The sequence below is a fragment of the uncultured Flavobacterium sp. genome (genome assembly GCF_963974175.1).
Taxonomy (GTDB): domain Bacteria; phylum Bacteroidota; class Bacteroidia; order Flavobacteriales; family Flavobacteriaceae; genus Flavobacterium.
Window position 1 is genome coordinate 47545 of record NZ_CAXBBR010000015.1, and the last position, 16453, is coordinate 63997.

Annotated in this window: 13 protein-coding genes; 6 read left to right on the forward strand and 7 right to left on the reverse strand. The window is 34.4% G+C overall.

The window, feature by feature from the left end; translation table 11 throughout:
* Positions 1–32 precede the first annotated feature (32 nt).
* Positions 33–380 carry a membrane-binding protein gene (locus AAC069_RS16425; RefSeq protein WP_339921524.1) on the forward strand — a complete coding sequence of 116 codons (348 nt, stop codon included), beginning with the start codon at positions 33–35 and terminating at the stop codon, positions 378–380.
* Between the two features lie 266 nt (positions 381–646).
* Here the strand turns inward: AAC069_RS16425 and AAC069_RS16430 are convergent, their stop codons facing one another.
* The 5 genes from AAC069_RS16430 to AAC069_RS16450 all read right to left on the reverse strand — a co-directional run bounded on the left by AAC069_RS16430 (position 647) and on the right by AAC069_RS16450 (position 7584).
* Positions 647–3823, reverse strand: a complete 3177-nt coding sequence (locus tag AAC069_RS16430; RefSeq protein ID WP_339921525.1) for an efflux RND transporter permease subunit — start codon at positions 3821–3823, stop codon at positions 647–649.
* 63 nt (positions 3824–3886) lie between these two features.
* Positions 3887–4951 (reverse strand): efflux RND transporter periplasmic adaptor subunit, encoded by a 1065-nt coding sequence (locus AAC069_RS16435; RefSeq protein WP_339921526.1) that lies wholly within the window; start codon positions 4949–4951, stop codon positions 3887–3889.
* Position 4952: 1 nt separating this feature from the next.
* Positions 4953–6296, reverse strand: a complete 1344-nt coding sequence (locus tag AAC069_RS16440) for a TolC family protein (protein ID WP_339921527.1) — start codon at positions 6294–6296, stop codon at positions 4953–4955.
* Entirely contained in the window at positions 6296–6895 is a 600-nt protein-coding gene (locus AAC069_RS16445) for a TetR/AcrR family transcriptional regulator (protein ID WP_339921528.1), read from the reverse strand. The genes AAC069_RS16440 and AAC069_RS16445 overlap by 1 nt, the downstream gene beginning before the upstream one ends.
* A 146-nt stretch (positions 6896–7041) precedes the next feature.
* Positions 7042–7584 (reverse strand): YceI family protein, encoded by a 543-nt coding sequence (locus tag AAC069_RS16450; RefSeq protein WP_339921529.1) that lies wholly within the window; start codon positions 7582–7584, stop codon positions 7042–7044.
* A gap of 163 nt (positions 7585–7747) precedes the next feature.
* Between AAC069_RS16450 and AAC069_RS16455 the strand changes: the two genes are divergently transcribed.
* Together AAC069_RS16455 and AAC069_RS16460 are read left to right on the forward strand one after the other, a co-directional pair.
* Positions 7748–8722 carry a polyprenyl synthetase family protein gene (locus AAC069_RS16455; RefSeq protein WP_339921530.1) on the forward strand — a complete coding sequence of 325 codons (975 nt, stop codon included), beginning with the start codon at positions 7748–7750 and terminating at the stop codon, positions 8720–8722.
* A 63-nt stretch (positions 8723–8785) separates the two neighbouring features.
* Positions 8786–9139: a hypothetical protein gene (locus AAC069_RS16460; protein WP_339921531.1), complete on the forward strand. Its 354-nt coding sequence runs from the start codon at positions 8786–8788 to the stop codon at positions 9137–9139.
* A 51-nt stretch (positions 9140–9190) separates the two neighbouring features.
* On the opposite strand, the gene AAC069_RS16465 is transcribed toward AAC069_RS16460, so the two are convergent.
* Positions 9191–9733 carry a hypothetical protein gene (locus AAC069_RS16465; protein ID WP_339921532.1) on the reverse strand — a complete coding sequence of 181 codons (543 nt, stop codon included), beginning with the start codon at positions 9731–9733 and terminating at the stop codon, positions 9191–9193.
* Between the two features lie 106 nt (positions 9734–9839).
* On the opposite strand from AAC069_RS16465, the gene AAC069_RS16470 reads away from it, so the two are divergent.
* Both AAC069_RS16470 and odhB read left to right on the forward strand, forming a co-directional pair.
* Positions 9840–12617: a 2-oxoglutarate dehydrogenase E1 component gene (locus AAC069_RS16470; protein WP_339921533.1), complete on the forward strand. Its 2778-nt coding sequence runs from the start codon at positions 9840–9842 to the stop codon at positions 12615–12617.
* 157 nt (positions 12618–12774) lie between these two features.
* Complete coding sequence (gene odhB / locus AAC069_RS16475; protein WP_339921534.1) at positions 12775–13992, forward strand: 2-oxoglutarate dehydrogenase complex dihydrolipoyllysine-residue succinyltransferase; 1218 nt, start codon at positions 12775–12777, stop codon at positions 13990–13992.
* Positions 13993–14047: 55 nt separating this feature from the next.
* Here odhB and AAC069_RS16480 read toward each other — a convergent pair whose 3' ends face one another.
* Positions 14048–14800, reverse strand: a complete 753-nt coding sequence (locus AAC069_RS16480) for a hypothetical protein (RefSeq protein WP_339921535.1) — start codon at positions 14798–14800, stop codon at positions 14048–14050.
* Between the two features lie 601 nt (positions 14801–15401).
* Between AAC069_RS16480 and AAC069_RS16485 the strand changes: the two genes are divergently transcribed.
* Positions 15402–16453 (forward strand): hypothetical protein (locus tag AAC069_RS16485; RefSeq protein ID WP_339921536.1); only part of this gene is annotated, 1052 nt, incomplete at its 3' end.

Sequence of the window (16453 nt, forward strand, 5' to 3'; positions counted from 1 at the left end):
ATTTGTTAGAGAAACAATTAAAAAAGTACATCATGAAAAAATATATAGTTATAGCTGCAATCTTAATTTCAGGAATGATTTTCGCACAAAACACAAAACCAAAGTTGGAAGCTGTTGGGAAATTAGTTAAAGCAACCTATTTCCACGATAATGGTAAGGTGCAACAAGAAGGTTTCTATAAAAACGGTAAACTACAGGGAGAATGGACTTCTTACGATGCTAATGGTGCTAAAACAGCTATAGCAACATATGATAAAGGACAAAAAACAGGGAAGTGGTTTTTCTGGAACGATTCAGTATTAAGCGAAGTGGATTATTCAAATAATCAAATTGCCTCAGTTAAAAATTGGAAACATGATCCTTTAGTTAGTGCTGAATAAATAAAAAACACATAAGAATAAAACAAGGCTTCCGTAATTCACGGAAGCCTTTTTTAGTTAAGGAGAAGCATGATTGTCTTTCTACTAAAGAGGTTGTTTTATGGCAAACGGATTGATGTTTTAGTCCAAAGAGTTCTTGTGTACCGTAGATGTAATCTGAAAACAGTACAATGCAAGTGAAGTAAATTGAATATACAATCGGTATTAAAGTAAAAGGCCTATTCAAATTAATGAATAGGCCTTTTAAGATTTATTTAAAAGTATACTTAAAGTGTATGCTTTGGATTAAAACCATCTTCGCTTAATGCTTTATGTTCGTAATCAGCAACCATTTCTGCTTCATAATCTACTTTGTCTCCTTTGGTAAACTTGCTAATTAGTTTTTCCATGATTTCATAAATCACGGGAACAATAACTAAAGTCAAGAACAATGAACTAATTAATCCTCCAATAATTACCCATGCTAAACCATTTTTCCATTCTGCTCCAGCTCCAGAAGCCAATGCAATTGGGAACATTCCAAAAACCATCGCAATAGTCGTCATCAAAATAGGACGCAAACGAGCGTGATTTGCTTGGATTAATGCTGTTCTGATACTTTCACCAGCAGCTCTTCTTTGGTTTGTATAATCAACAAGCATGATGGCATTCTTACACACCAGACCAATTAACATAATGATACCTAAAATTGTAAATATATTTAAAGTGTTGTTAGTTAAGGCCAATGCTAATAATGCTCCAATAAATGAAAGCGGAATTGAGAACAGTACCACAAACGGGTGAACAAAACTATCATAAAGTCCAACCATTACTAGGTATACTAAAACAATTGCAGCTAATAATGCAATTCCTAAAGTACCAAAACCTTCACTTTGGTTTTCTTGATCTCCACCCCAAATGTAGTTTACACCTACAGGTTTTTCAAGCTTATCTAGTTTCTCTTGCCATTGTGCTACAATCGTTCCAGAAGCAACCCCAACATTTTGACCTTGTACGGTTACCGATGCTGTTTTATCTCTACGCTCTAATTGACTGGGTCCAGAACCTTCAGTGATAGCGGCAAATTGCGATAACTTAATTTGTTGACCTAAGTTATTTATGAAAATCAAATTACCTACATCAGTAATACTTTTTCTGTCAAAAGCATTGTATTTAATGTTAATATCATATTCATATTCACCAGCTCTAAATTTTCCGTCAGTGTTACCACTATACGCCGTTTGCATGGTCATACCCACAGTTTGAAGTGTTAAACCTAATGCAGAGATTTTATCACGGTCCACTTGAACGTTGATTTCTGGATTTCCATCTTCGACCGTTAATTTAATCTCTGTTGTTCCTGGAATAGTTCGTAATTCGGCTTCTGCTAGTTTAGCAAATTTCATTGCGCTTTCTACAGAAGGTCCAGTTACAATTAATCCCAATGTCGCATTTTCGGCAGTTCCTAAAATACCTACGGGAACTGTTTTTACTTTGGCACCTACTAAAACTTTTTCTAGTTTACGTTTGATTTTCGCAGCATATACTGATGCGCCATCACTACGTTCGCTTTGTTCAATCATTTTTACATCAATCTCGGCTTTGTAAGCAGTTGCTTGAGAAGCACCAAAACCTTCACTAGTTTGTCCTACTGTTGTAATCTGACTGTGAACATATTCTTGGGTTTTTAAGAAAGCTTCTGCTTTTTGAGTCATGAAATTCGTTTGCTCTAAAGAGGCGTCTTTTGGCATCTCGATTTGAACTAAAAACTCTCCACTATCAGAAGCAGCAAAGAATTCTCCACCAATGAAACCTCCACCAAGTAATCCTATTGTAGATCCGAAGAATAAAACCAATACCACAGCAATAGTTTTGAAGTAATGATCTAAACACCAAGTTAACAATCTTGAAACCCAGTTTGTGAAACGTGTTAAGTAGCTTTCGAATCCTAGGATAACTCTTCCAAATGCGTTTTTACCTTCAATATGTTCTAGCTTTCCATAACGGGAAGACAACCACGGTATAATTGTAAATGAAGCTAAAAGGGAGAATAATGTCGAAATAATTACCGTAACACAAAATTGTGTAATAATATTAGATACTAATCCTGAACTCATTGCGATAGGTAAAAATACTACCACGATTACTAAGGTAATTGAAGTTACTGTTCCACCAATTTCGGCAGTTCCTTCATAAGCGGCACGTACACGGTTTTTACCCATTTCCATATGCCTATAAATATTTTCCAATACCACAATGGCATCATCGACCAGAATACCCACTACGAGTGATAGTCCTAACAAACTCATTAAGTTTAAAGTGTATCCTAAAAGGTAAATTCCGATAAAAGTAGCAATCAAGGAAGCAGGAATCGAAACCATTACAATTAATGAGTTACGTATACTGTGCAAGAAAAACAACATTACAAGTGCTACTAATATTACTGCAATTAATAAATCGTGTAGTACTGAGTCTGCAGCTTCTAAGGTATAGACTGTACTGTCTTTTGCAATTTCTAATTTTAATTCATTGGACTTATAATCAGTTTCCAATGCCTTAATACTTTTTACTAGCTCTTCACTTACCGCAACAGCATTTGCATCAGATTGTTTGATTATTTGTAAAATGATGGCGCTTTTTTGATCTACACGCGAGATTTTTTCAGCTATTTTTTGAGCATCTTGTACGTCAGCAATATCTTTTAAACGGATTTCGATTCCGTCTTTAGAGGAAACAACTAAGTTTCTTAATTCGTCAACACTTTTATATTTACCCGCTAAACGAATTAATATTTTTTGATCACGAGTTTGGATATTTCCAGTAGGGAAATCTAAGTTTGACGTTAAAATAGTTTGTTGAACGGCAGGAATAGAAAGGTTGTAGCCTTGCATTTTATTAGCATCCAAGTTGACCTGAATTTCACGTTCTTGACCTCCAATAATGTTTACTTGAGCAACACCTTCAACACGAGATAATACAGGTGTAATTTTTTTGTCAATTAAGTCATAAAATTCGGCTTCGTCCATTTTTCCGTTTGCACCAATAGTCATAATTGGTAAATCACTTAACGAGAATTTAGTTAGTGATGGCGTTTCGGCATCATTTGGTAAGTCGCTAATTAATTGATTGATTTTTCGTTGTGCATCATTCATGGAAACATCAATTTTTGCATTTGATGTCAATGTAATCGATACAATAGATAAACTTTCGTAAGACTTAGAGTCGATTTTCTTGATATTCTCTAAGGATGCGATTCCGTCTTCAATCTTTTTTGTAACGGTATTTTCTATTTCACTAGGAGAAGCTCCTGGATAAATAGTCGAGATCGTAATTACATTCTGCTCGAATTTCGGAATCAATTCATAGCCTAGCTGACTATAACTGAATAGCCCACCAAGTATTAGAATTGTAAACAATACAATTACTAACGACGGACGTTTTATGGATATTTCTGCTAATTTCATATGTTTTTATTTAGTTTGACCTAAAGGATAGTAGATAATTAAGTATAATTTTTGAATCTAAAATTATTTGATAATTTCTACTAAGCTACCGTCTTGTAAGTTGATTTGTCCTGTAGTAATTACAGCTTCTCCATCAGATAATCCGTCTACTATCTCTACTTGTTCACCTAAAATTCTTCCAGCAACTACTTTTTTAAGTTTAGCTTTTCCATTTTCTACAACAAATACTTGATTGCCGTTCACACTTCCTACAAAAGCATTTCTGGGAACTACTTTTAATTCTTGGGTTTGTTTAGATCCAAAGTTTGCGGTACCATACATTCCTGCTTTTAGGTTGTTGTCTGTACTATTTGCGATTTCAATTTCAACAGCAAAATTTAAGCTTTCGTCTGCTTTTGCGGCGATGAAAATGATTTTACCAGTAAATACTTTATCTGGAAAAACACTTGCAGAAACAGTAACAGGGCTTCCTGTTTTTAAACTAGCTACCTGAGTTTCAGTAACAGTAACTTTTAATTTAAGTTTAGAAACATTCACAATGTCAAACATTGCGCTAGCTGGCATTCCAGTCAATATAGAGCCTGGTTCAATGTATTTTTTATTAATGAATCCTTTAATAGGTGCTTTTACTCTAGTGTCACCTACATTAATATTAGCTTGTTTTAAATTAGCTCCAGCATTAGTCAATGCTAATTTTGCTTGGTCTAATTGTTGTTTTGTAACGCCACCTGTTTTAAAAGCATTCTCATATCTAGCGTAATCAGCTTTAGCATTGTCATAAGATGCTTTAGCAGTTTGTGCATTTACATCTACAAAGTCACTTCTTACGATTACTAATGTTTGCCCTACGTTTACATAATCACCTTCTTTTACTAAAACACTAATTACTTTTCCAGATTTTTCTGCAGAAAAAGTTAATTCTTGTATTGGTTCAAAGTTACCATTAGCCATAAAGTCTAAAGAAATGGCTTCTGTTTTTACTTGTGTTGTTTTAACGGATACTGCTGCATTATTTTGAGCAACGATATCTGTTTTAGCTTTATTTTCTTCCTTGTTCTTTGTTAAAACATAACCTATTACTGCTAAGACAGCAACAATTACCAGTACTATTGTAATATTCTTTTTCATGTTAGTTATTTATAAGTGTTTTAAGTTCTCCTTTTGATTTGATTAATTGAATTTCTGCTAATTTATAGTCTAATACCGCAGCGGTATAATTGTTTTGCGCTTCAGTAAATGCGTTTTCAGCATCTAATAAATCAGTCAAAGAAGTTAGCCCTTGGATATAGTTGTTTTTAGTATTGCTTAACACTTCTTGTGCAAGTTGTGCGTTACTTTTTTGATTCGTGATGGTAATCATGCTGTTGTCAATTTGAGTTTTAGCATTGGCGAAAGCCAAATCAAGAGAAAGTTTAGTGTCAACCAAGTCTTCCTTAATAGAACGCAATTCAACATCTGCTTTTCTAACTTTTGAACGTGTTTCAAAACCTGAAAAAATAGGCACTCTTAGATTTAGTCCTACAGAGGAGAAATCAGACCAATATACACCGTCAGATGGCTTTGCTCCCCAAGGCATTTTTGGACCCTGACCGATATAATTGTATCCAGCAGTCAACGATAGTGTAGGATAGTATCCTGCCATCACAGATTGTTTCTGAAATTCTAATAATTGTTCTTGTTTTTTTATTAACAAATACTCCGTTCTTGTCTCCGTATTTGGCGCTTCTGCAAAGGCTTGTGGCGTTACTTCAAATTCAGCTTGCGGAATTTCGATTAGCGTTGCAATAGGCATTCCCATATAAAATTTTAGAGCGTTCTCTTGCAGTTGAACAGCATTTAATACTTGTTGACGCTGTGTATTGATATTAGATATTTTAACTAGAATTCTATCTAAATCAATTTTTTTAGCTAATCCATTATCATATTGTCCTTTGATAATGTTTTTAACTTTTGTAGTATTGTTGTAGGTACTATCTAAGACGATTAAATTTTGTCTTTGAACGTATACTGCATAATAGTTGTTAGCTACTCTTTCTATTACTTGTTCTTCGGTAAGTTGTTCATTTATTTGATAAAACTCTCTCGTTGTTTTAGCAGCTTTTAATCCTACAAATACAGATTGGTCATAAAGATTTTGAGTCAAAGAAAGACCAGCAGTAGAAATCCATTTTTGACCAAAAGTAGCTTGAATGGTAGTTCCTGGTTCTCCACCAAAAGATCCTGCATCTAGAAAAGTAGTCTGTAAAATAGGATTGTAAGTTAACGATCCGTTAGCAGAAATTTTAGGTAGCGCTCCCGCACGAACTTCCTGAATTTGGTATTCGCTGTTTTCTACTTTAAGTTTAGCTTTTTTAGCATCGGCTTTGTTCTCTAAAGCATAAGAGATGGCGTCCTTTAAAGTAAGTGTCTTTACTTCTTGTGCATTTGCCATATAGGCAAATGTTAGGAATGTTATTAAAATTAATCTTTTCATTATATCGTAGGGTTTAGTAATTGATTTTCAAGTTCTGTTATTCCAGTAAGAGTCGCCATAGCTCTAGTATGGTATTCTAATGCTTCTAATTCTAGTTGTTGAGCAATTTTTTCTGAACTGGTATTTTCATTGATGTTAAATATTAAGGTGTAATAAAACTTAACATAAGTGTCTACATCTAACTCAGCTCTATATAAACCGCTAGTAATACCTTTTTGAATATTTTGTTTGAACCACATGGAGCATTCGTTAATTTCTTTAAGCATTACTTTAGCGTATATTTCTGGATAATGTTTTTTTAATTGATATATAGGAGAAGTATCAGCAGATGATTTAAACATTTCGCTAAACATTTTTCGTATCTTAAAGTTTTCTTCAATGGCATTATAATTCATCTGAATAATAGTGTCAATAGTTTCGTGGATTTCTTTATGCAAAAGTGTTGTACTCTCTTCAACTAATAATTCTTTATTGCAAAAATATTTGTAAATCGTTTTTTTAGAAATACACATTTCACCGGCAATATCATCCATCGTGATGCTCTTAAAACCTAGTTTTAAAAACATCTCACTTGCTTTGCTAATTATTTTCTCTTTCATTTTTTGTTTTGACTTTGATCAGTTCTGTTAATTTATTTTTCAATCCAACAACGGATTGTGATGTAATTCGAGTGCAAAAGTAATACGGAAACTTTGAACACTGAAATAGTTTCCGAAATGTTTACGTAAAATTAACATTGCGGGAGTTAAATGGTAAACTCTAGGTTGGCAATTAGTTTGATGTCTTGACCCAAAGAAATACCAGCGGCGTGATGATATGAGTTTGTTGTGAGCCCAAAATCTTTGCGATTTATTTGTCCAGTAATTTCAAATAATGCTTTTCTTCTTCCCTCATAAGTGGTTATGCCAATTAATGCAGCATCAAGTTCAACTACTTTTGTAATGTTTTGGACAGTCAGATTCCCTTTTAAGAAATTGATGTTTTTACTTATTTTTTGAAATGAAGTTGATTTAAAATTAATAGTAGGAAATGTATCAATGTCTAAATAATCGTTTAGAATTAAATCAGTGTCAATATGATCGATGTTAGTGTCTTTGTTTTTAACATCTAATTGAAATTCAACCGAAGCATCTTCTATTTCATCCTCATGAATATCTAAATGGCCATTAAATTTATTTAGAGACCCAGCTATGTATGCGATTGTCGCATGTCTTGCTTTGATTAGGACATCAGATTGATTAGAATCTATAGTCCATTTTGTTGTTGTAAGAGGAAGAGTTGCATTCATGTTTTATAAATTACAATAAGTTAAATTTCGAGTGCAAATGTAATGCGGAAACTTTGGATACCAAAATAGTTTCCAAAGTATTTTTATTTATTTTACATTGTATTTAAAAACGGAGTTTGTAATCAAGGATGAATGCTGTAAATTAGCCCAAAAAATTAGCTTTATGCATGCCATTGATCAGTTCCAGGATTTTTTTATTACTTATTTAGAAGAGCAGACTATTACTAAAGAACCTGAAAATCTTTATGAGCCTATTGCCTATATATTGGGGTTAGGGGGAAAGCGAATTCGTCCAGTCTTGACATTAATGACTACTGAAGTTTTTAACGGAGATTATAAAAAGGCACTTCCAGCTGCGATGGCGGTTGAGGTTTTTCATAATTTCTCATTAGTTCATGATGATATTATGGATGATGCACCTTTGCGACGTGGGAATACCACAGTTCATGAAAAATGGGATATTAATACTGGGATTTTATCCGGTGATGCAATGCTTATTTTAGCCTACCAGTATTTTGAGCAATATGAACCAGTGGTTTTTATGCAATTGGCGAAATTATTTAGCAAAACAGCACTTGAAGTATGCGAAGGACAACAATGGGATGTTGATTTTGAAACCCGAGTTGACGTTACCATTCCGGAATACCTCAAAATGATTGAGTATAAAACAGCAGTTCTTGTTGCTGCGGCCATGAAAATGGGAGCAATAGTGGCTGAAACATCTGAGGAAAATGCTGACTTGATTTATGAGTTTGGATTAAATTTAGGTTTGGCTTTTCAATTGCAAGATGATTACCTTGATGCTTTTGGTGATCCAAAAACTTTTGGAAAGCAAGTAGGCGGTGATATTATTGAAAACAAAAAAACGTATTTATATTTAAAAGCGATCGCATTTTCTGCCAAAGAAGAAGCGTCTCAATTATTACATTTATTTTCGATGCAACTTGAAGATAATACAGCTAAGATTGAGTCTGTAAAAGAAATTTTCAATAATTCAGGCGCATCAAAAGCGACTCAAGAGGCAATACAAGATTATACCTTCAAGGCTTTTGAAACCTTGGAAAAAATGAATATTGACGATGCTAAAAAAGAGGTTTTGCGTGCTTTTGGTGAAAATTTAATGGGGCGAAAAGTGTAATGTTGCAGTTCGTTTTTTTAAGTTTTGTAGTTTAAAAATCAATAGTATATAATTAAAACAACCATGTTTATAGCTCCAAAAAACTCGGATTTACTGCTTGCTGAAGCAGAAAATGAAACCTTATATCTTAAATTAATTGAACAGATTAATAAGGACTTTAATCTTGCAAATGAAGGAATAGATTTTCCAATGAGTATTTCTCCCGATGAATTAAAAATTCAATTGCATGAAAAAATTTATAGGTTGATACAATACAAATTTGCTGAGTACCTTAATCTGCTATATATAATCGACGTCTCTGAAGATGAAGTCAAAAAAATGGACGGTTCAGATTTAGTTGTATTAGCGGAGCAAGTCTCTTTTCTAATTCTAAAAAGAGAATGGCAAAAAGTTTGGTTCAGGAATAAATATCGTTAGATTTTTTTGAGATTGTGGGATTAACTTCGGCTATTTATGCTGTTGTCTTTCTTAAAAATACACCCTTACAAACGGCATGAAAGCGCTGCCGTATATATTATTGTTGTCGTTTAACACGTTATAGCGGGCGCCCATTGTCACATTCCCGCTGCGGTATCCCGCTCCTAAAAACAAACCAGTATTCCAGTAATCGCGAGAGTTACTGTTTGATCCATTTAAATTGATGTTTACACGCAGTTCCTCTAATTCAGCAGAAAGTTGGACTTGTGGTAATGGATTAAATAGTCCTATAATACTACCGCCATATAAATGAGAAGCATAATAATTTTTTTGCTTTGCATAGGTATATTGTGCGCCAAGACCTAAAGCCACGTACTCATTGAAATTGTAAATAGCACTTGGAGCCAAAGAGATGTTAGTGTAGCCGGTACCAAAACCTAAACCAATTCCACCTCCAAATTGTACGTTTTTCCAAAAATCACTACTTGATTTTGATGTAATTGTTTGATGCTGTGCAGACAAAACATTTGAAATTAATGCGATTATGACAATCAAAACATGCTTTGAAACAGTCATATAGTTGTTTTTTCTCATAAGTATCTAATATTTTAACATATTAATATATAAAAGTAAATATAAATTTAGCGGATTATTGTACTTTTGCGAAACTATTTTAACAAAAAGTATATTCACTAATATTATGGATAGGTTTTCATTTCTAAACGCAGCACATACAGAATTTTTCGCACAATTATACGATCAGTACCTAGATAACCCAGATAGCGTAGAGCCAAGTTGGAGAAGTTTCTTTCAAGGTTTCGACTTTGGTATGGAAACTTACAATGGGGAAAACCCAGTACAAAGCCCTGCCAGCTCTTCTGCTGGAAATTTGGACTATGATCAAATTTCGCAAAAACTTCATAAGGAATTTAATGTATTAAAACTGATTGAAGGATACCGTACTCGTGGACATTTGTTTACAAAAACGAATCCCGTAAGAGACAGAAGGATTTTTGAGCCTTCCCTTGATATCACTAATTTTGGACTTTCATCAGCGGATTTAAACACTGTTTTTGACGCAGGTAAAATAGTAGGCAAAGTACCTTCTACACTTACTGAAATTATTAAACACCTGGATACTATATATTGTCAACATATTGGTGTTGAGTATATGTATATCAGAAAACCGGAGATTGTTCTATGGATACAAGATAAATTAGGAGTTAATGACAATCAACCTAATTTTTCAATTGATCAAAAGAAATCAATCCTAAATAAATTAAATGAAGCAGTCTCTTTTGAGAACTTCTTACACACAAAATACGTTGGTCAAAAACGTTTTTCACTGGAAGGTGGAGAATCGATAATTCCAGCCCTTGATACTTTAATTGAAAAAGCTGCCGAAATGGGAGTGGAACAATTTGTAATGGGTATGGCACACCGTGGTCGTTTGAATATATTGGCAAACATATTTGGGAAATCTACTCAAGATATTTTCGGAGAGTTTGACGGTAAAGATTATGATCAAGAGTATTTTGACGGAGATGTTAAGTACCACCTTGGTTTAACAGCAGACAAAATAACAAGTACAGGAAAGAAAATTAATATCAATTTAGCTCCAAATCCTTCACACCTTGAAACAGTAGGTGCGGTAATTGAAGGAATTACAAGAGCCAAACAAGATAAATATTTCCCTAATGATTTTTCTAAAGTATTACCTATCGCCGTTCACGGTGATGCTGCGATTGCAGGTCAAGGTATTCTTTATGAAATTATCCAAATGGCTCAACTTGACGGATACAAAACGGGCGGAACGATTCATATCGTAATTAATAATCAAGTTGGTTTTACTACTAATTACTTAGATGCACGTTCTTCTACTTATTGTACTGATGTAGCCAAAGTAACTTTGTCACCAGTATTGCACGTAAATGCAGATGATCCTGAAGCAGTAGTACACGCTATGTCTTTTGCATTAGATTTCAGAATGCAATTTGGACGTGATGTATTTATTGACTTACTAGGATATAGAAAATACGGTCATAACGAAGGAGATGAGCCTCGTTTTACACAACCAGTATTATATAAAATTATAGCAAAACATAAAAATCCTAGAGATCTTTATGCTGAAAAATTGATTGCAGAAGGAGTAATTGATGCTACTTATGTAAAAGAGCTTGAAAAAGAATATAAGTCTGATCTAGAAATGAATTTAGAGGCCTCTCGTAAGAAAGCCTTAACAATCATTACTCCATTTATGAAAAATGAATGGTTAGGTTTTGAGCAGGTTACTGATGTACAAATGCTTCAAAATGTTGATACTTCTTACTCAAGAGCTGGGTTGACGCAAGTTGCTGATGCTGTTTGTAATTTGCCAACGGATAAAAAGTTCATCAACAAAATCCAAAAGCTAATCAACGACAGAAAGACAATGTTTTTCGAAACAAACAAGTTGGATTGGGGAATGGCTGAGCATTTAGCTTATGGGTCGTTGTTACAAGAAGGATTTGATGTTCGTATATCTGGACAAGATGTAGAACGCGGAACTTTTTCTCACCGTCATGCGGTGGTAAAAGTTGAAGACTCTGAAGAAGAAGTAACGTTAATAAGTAGACTAGAGGGGAAAAAAGGTAATTTCAATATTTTTAACTCACTATTGTCTGAATACGGAGTTTTAGGATTTGATTACGGATATGCATTAGCAAACCCAAATACATTGACAATATGGGAAGCACAATTTGGAGATTTCAGTAATGGAGCCCAAATTATGATTGACCAATATATTTCATGTGGAGAAGACAAATGGAACAACCAAAACGGAATTGTATTATTGTTGCCTCATGGATATGAAGGACAAGGAGCAGAGCATTCCTCAGGAAGAATGGAGCGTTACTTACAACTTTGTGCAAGACAAAACATGTTTGTTGCTGATTGTACAACGCCTGCTAACTTCTTTCACTTGTTGAGAAGACAAATGAAAACGAAATTCCGCAAGCCACTTATCGTGTTTACACCTAAGAGTTTGTTGCGTGATCCACGATGTGTGTCTACTATTGAAGAATTAGAAAACGGAAGTTTTCAAGAAACGATCGATGACGATTCAGTAAACAAAGCAGATGTTAAATCACTAGTTTTCTGTACAGGGAAATTCTATTATGACATTACAGCCGAAAGAGAGAAAAACGGACGTAACGATGTAGCAGTAGTAAGAATAGAACAATTATTCCCATTACCAGTTGAGCAGTTAAAAGCAATCATTGCAAAATATCCAAATGTTGACGATTACGTTTGGGCACAAGAAGAACCAAAAAACATGGGGGCATACAGCTTTATGTTGATGAACTTCAATTTAGTTAAATGGAGATTAGCGTCATTAAAAGCTTATTCTGCATCAGCTGCTGGAAGCTCTACAAGAGCAAAACGTCGTCAAGCAGATGCAATACGAATGGTTTTTGATAAAGATTTATTTAATAATTAGAAGCTATTTCCTGCTGTTCGCTGTATCTTTTTATTTTTAAAGAAAAAATAAAAAGGATGCCGCTTCCATCAGGGCTAAAAATACAAACACAGAACAAACAGTAATTGTTGCTAAAACAATTCAAACAATAAAATTCATAATTTAAAAATTATACAAGATGATTTTAGAAATGAAAGTCCCATCACCAGGGGAATCTATAAAGGAAGTTGAAATTGCAACTTGGTTAGTAAAAGACGGAGATTATGTAGAGAAAGACCAAGCAATTGCTGAGGTTGACTCTGATAAAGCTACTCTGGAATTACCTGCGGAAGCTAGTGGGATTATCACATTAAAAGCAGAGGAAGGCGATGCAGTAGCAGTAGGAGCAGTAGTTTGCTTAATTGATACAGCAGCAGCTAAACCAGAAGGGTCAGCTCCTGCACCAGCAGCAGCTCCAGTTGCTGAAGCGCCAAAAGCGGCTCCAGCTCCAGTAGCAGCAGCACCAGCGGCAACATATGCTTCAGGAACACCATCTCCAGCAGCAAGAAAAATATTAGACGAAAAAAATATCGCTCCAGCATCTGTAACAGGAACTGGTAAAGACGGAAGAATCACTAAAGATGATGCTGTAAATGCTACACCATCTATGGGAACTCCTACAGGAGGAAGCCGTGGATCTGAGCGTACAAAATTATCAATGTTGCGTCGTAAAGTAGCAGAACGTTTAGTGGCTGCCAAAAACGAAACAGCCATGTTAACTACTTTCAATGAAGTAAACATGACGCCTATCAACTTGATTCGTAACGAGTACAAAGAAGCATTCAAAGCAAAACACGCAGGTGTTGGTTTAGGATACATGTCTTTCTTTACAAAAGCGGTTACAAGAGCATTAAAATTATATCCAGATGTTAACTCTATGATGGATGGTGATTATAAAATTGCTTATGATTTTTGTGATATCTCAATCGCAGTTTCTGGACCAAAAGGATTAATGGTTCCTGTTGTTCGTAATGCAGAAAATTTAACTTTCCGTGGTGTAGAAGCAGATATCAAAAGATTAGCTATTAGAGCGCGTGATGGACAAATTACTGTTGATGATATGACTGGTGGAACTTTTACTATCACTAATGGTGGTGTATTTGGTTCTATGTTGTCTACACCTATTATCAATCCTCCACAATCAGGAATTCTAGGAATGCACAACATTATCGAGCGTCCAATTGCGGTAAACGGTAAAGTGGAAATTCACCCAATGATGTATGTGGCACTTTCATATGATCATAGAATTATCGACGGTCGTGAGTCTGTTGGTTTCTTAGTTGCTGTTAAAGAAGCTTTAGAGAACCCAATGGAATTATTGTTGGACAACAATCCTAAAAGAGCTTTTGAACTATAAGAACGCTGTTCTAAAACATCTAAAAATCCCGTTTGAGTAATCAAACGGGATTTTTTTATTTACTATTGTATTCGACAGAATCAAAAAGAGCCTGATTCTGGGTGAAGGGAATATGATCCCCAATAAACGTTAGGTTTTCTAGACTGCAAAATATCTTAAATTTGCTTTTAGCCCCATAATTAAGCTGAGTTGCTGCAGCAAGTTCCCCATTGATATTCCAATTCACTTGGTACTTCCGACTTGAGTTTAATGTCAGTTGTATTGATAAAGTGTGCCATTGTCCTCTTTTTATTTTTGTATTAAAAGACTGAAAGGGATTTCCTTGTGAAGTCATGTATACAATTAGATCGTCTGCTTCGGCATTTAATTGCTCGCGAATAGTCTGTTTTCCGTAACCTACTTCAAAATCAATTTCGTGAGTGTCATTGTTATATAAAAATGCACCTAGACTCGCCATATCTCCAACACCCATTTCTGGGATAAATATTCTCCAGGTGTAAGTACCAGTTGTATAAGTCGAAATGGTTTTGATTTTAGTTCTTTCCCAAGTGTTTGCGTTTGTAAAAATAGTAAGGTTACCGTCTTCTATCCAGTAATTTGTAAGCCCAACTTGAGTAGCATCTTCCCATCCTGTTAAATCATTGAAATTCCAAACTATTGGAGTAGCGGTTTTGCCGTTATTGGATTTTTTGGATAAAGATGAATCTGAAACAGTTGTTGTTTCCATATTTTGGTCGATAGTATCAGGGGAACAAGAAAATAAAAATAGTCCCATAAATAGCGCTATAATTTTGGCGTTTAGTTTCATTTCTTCTCGGTTTTTATTTGAACTTCCTTTTAAAGTAAATATACGAAACAAATATAATAATCTACAATCGCTTTCCCTTTGATCAATACTTCGACACTAATTAAGCCACACACTGGTTTTGATTTATGTTGAATTAATACTTCGTTTTTATGTGACAAATCAAAAATCAGCCAATAGAATTGTCTTTGGGGAACAATCCTTAGAGAGTTTTTGGGTAATAGATAACTTAGTCTCAAATTTATTTAAAGTCCCTTATTTATAATAATACGACAAGGGATTTTTTTTGTTTGGCCAGTAGTATTAATGTAATTTTTTACGGTTTTTTTTATTGATTTTATTTTTTTAAGCTTAAAAAGATAGATATATGCTAACTTTATTTTAATAAGTATTTACTATTTACCTATACATCACCACAACATAAACTGAAATATCAACTGCAAAATCTCTATTTCAGAATTCGTTAACTGCGGGTTATACCTTTATTTATAGCGTTTAAGTAACAGTTTTTTAATCTCATAGTTGTATGGTTTTTCGATACGCAATTTCAAGCAAGTGAGTACAATAGATTCATAGATTTGAGAATAATTAAACAACTAATATTATGAAAAAAATTACTTTAACTTTTTTCCTTCTTTTATTTGCAATAGGATTTTCACAAAATGCACCTATTTCATTTGAGTCTGGAGAAAATGGATCTACCTGGTCTTTTGCTAGTTTTGAAAACGGTGGTGGATTAGGATATGAGAAAGTAGTAAATCCATTTAAAACGGGAATTAATACTTCTGGAACAGTAGGTAAATTTACTGCTTTGTCTACAGCTGCTGGAGCAGCACCATATGCAGGATGTGAATCTGCGCATGCATCGGGTGTAAATGGTATTGGTAGCTTTACCTTTAGCCTTAGTAATTGTATTGTTAAAGTAATGGTATACAAACCCATCATTAGTGATGTGGGAATAAAGTTTGCCGAATCGAATGGTGAAGCACAACCAGAGGTTAAAGTAAAAAACACCAAAATTAATGAGTGGGAAGAATTAACATTCGACATGTCAGGAAGTATTGGTAAAGGTGCGACAGGGATTATTGATCAAATAATAGTTTTTCCTGACTTTCAGGCAAGAACTACAGAGAACGTTTGTTATTTTGACAATATAACTTTTTCTGCAAAATCGGGTACAACAGGTGGTAGTACAACAAGTACTGCTCCTACATTACCAATGGATTTTGAATCTTCAACGATTGCTTATTCGTTTGTAGGTTTTGACGGAGGAGCAGTAACAAAAATTGCTAATCCTCATAGCACAGGAATAAACACAAGTGCTACTGTGGCTCAAATGGTAAAAGGCGCAGGTCAACCGTGGGCAGGTGCTAAAATAGTAATGGCATCAGCAGTTGATTTTTCAACAAAGAAACTAATTAAGATAAAAGTTTGGTCTCCAGTTGCGGGTAAAAAACTTTTATTAAAATTTGAAGGAGCTGGAGCAGCATTCGAAAAAGAATCAGTAGGAGTTACAGCAGCAAATGCTTGGCAAGAATTGAGTTTTGATTTTACTGGAGTAGCTGGAGTAAACAATTTAAATGACAATATAGTTTTCATATTTGATTTAGGAACAGCAGGAGACGGAAGTGCTACATCAACTTATTTATTTGATGA

What these genes read in the sequence shown, in the direction of transcription:
- AAC069_RS16425 (WP_339921524.1), top strand. Translation starts at nt 33, where the DNA reads ATGAAAAAATATATAGTTATAGCTGCAATCTTAATTTCAGGAATGATT.
- AAC069_RS16430 (WP_339921525.1), bottom strand. Translation starts at nt 3,823, where the DNA reads ATGAAATTAGCAGAAATATCCATAAAACGTCCGTCGTTAGTAATTGTA.
- AAC069_RS16435 (WP_339921526.1), bottom strand. Translation starts at nt 4,951, where the DNA reads ATGAAAAAGAATATTACAATAGTACTGGTAATTGTTGCTGTCTTAGCA.
- AAC069_RS16440 (WP_339921527.1), bottom strand. Translation starts at nt 6,296, where the DNA reads ATGAAAAGATTAATTTTAATAACATTCCTAACATTTGCCTATATGGCA.
- AAC069_RS16445 (WP_339921528.1), bottom strand. Translation starts at nt 6,895, where the DNA reads ATGAAAGAGAAAATAATTAGCAAAGCAAGTGAGATGTTTTTAAAACTA.
- AAC069_RS16450 (WP_339921529.1), bottom strand. Translation starts at nt 7,584, where the DNA reads ATGAATGCAACTCTTCCTCTTACAACAACAAAATGGACTATAGATTCT.
- AAC069_RS16455 (WP_339921530.1), top strand. Translation starts at nt 7,748, where the DNA reads ATGCATGCCATTGATCAGTTCCAGGATTTTTTTATTACTTATTTAGAA.
- AAC069_RS16460 (WP_339921531.1), top strand. Translation starts at nt 8,786, where the DNA reads ATGTTTATAGCTCCAAAAAACTCGGATTTACTGCTTGCTGAAGCAGAA.
- AAC069_RS16465 (WP_339921532.1), bottom strand. Translation starts at nt 9,733, where the DNA reads ATGAGAAAAAACAACTATATGACTGTTTCAAAGCATGTTTTGATTGTC.
- AAC069_RS16470 (WP_339921533.1), top strand. Translation starts at nt 9,840, where the DNA reads ATGGATAGGTTTTCATTTCTAAACGCAGCACATACAGAATTTTTCGCA.
- odhB (WP_339921534.1), top strand. Translation starts at nt 12,775, where the DNA reads ATGATTTTAGAAATGAAAGTCCCATCACCAGGGGAATCTATAAAGGAA.
- AAC069_RS16480 (WP_339921535.1), bottom strand. Translation starts at nt 14,800, where the DNA reads ATGAAACTAAACGCCAAAATTATAGCGCTATTTATGGGACTATTTTTA.